This is a genomic window from Winogradskyella psychrotolerans RS-3 (assembly GCF_000427335.1).
Lineage (GTDB): Bacteria > Bacteroidota > Bacteroidia > Flavobacteriales > Flavobacteriaceae > Winogradskyella > Winogradskyella psychrotolerans.
Map to the genome: position 1 here is coordinate 1 of NZ_ATMR01000150.1, position 832 is coordinate 832.

The 832-nt window shown below is 43.8% G+C and carries 1 pseudogene; it reads left to right on the forward strand.

The window, feature by feature from the left end:
* Nucleotides 1–832 (forward strand): annotated as a pseudogene (locus tag ADIWIN_RS15110) (VC_2705 family sodium/solute symporter); the annotation flags it as partial.

Consider the following 832-nt stretch of genomic DNA (forward strand, 5'->3'; position numbering starts at 1 on the left):
TTTAGGTGGAACAGTACAGGATGGAACCTACCTATTGGATAAATTGGATGGTGTTTTATTGGACATGGGTTTTCAGGAATACACTTCTGGAAGAAAGTCAATGGCTGATATTTTTGCCATTACCCTGGCTTTAATGGTAGGTACTGCAGGATTGCCACACGTTATTGTGCGGTTTTTCACTGTACCTAGAGTTAAAGACGCAAGGCTTTCTGCTGGTTATGCGTTGATTTTTATTGCCATCTTATACACCACTGCTCCAGCGATTGCTGCCTTTGGAATATACAATGCCATAGAAACTGTAGCCGACAAATCAGTGGATGAATTGCCTGTTTGGGTTGAAAACTGGGAAAAAACCAATCTTATTGTAGTTGAAGACATAAACAAGGATGGAATCGTACAATATACGCCCAACCCTGAAACCAATGAACTTAGGATAGACAAGGACATCATGGTTTTGGCGGCTCCTGAGATCGCCAAATTGCCTAACTGGGTGGTTGGACTTGTAGCTGCCGGAGGTATGGCAGCGGCTTTATCCACTGCTGCAGGACTTTTATTGGTTATTTCCACATCGGTTTCCAGGGATTTGTTCCGAACTTTTGTGCCTTCAATGACAGAAAAAACCGACTAATCATCGCAAGGGTTTCTGCTGCATTTGCAGTGATCATCGCAGGATACTTTGGTATCAACCCGCCGGGATTTGTCGCAGAGGTAGTTGCTTTCGCCTTTGGCCTGGCAGCAGCCTCCTTCTTTCCTGTAATTATTATGGGTATATTTTCTACTCGAATGAATAAGAAGGTGCCATTTCCGGAATGATTTCCGGTCTGGCATTTAC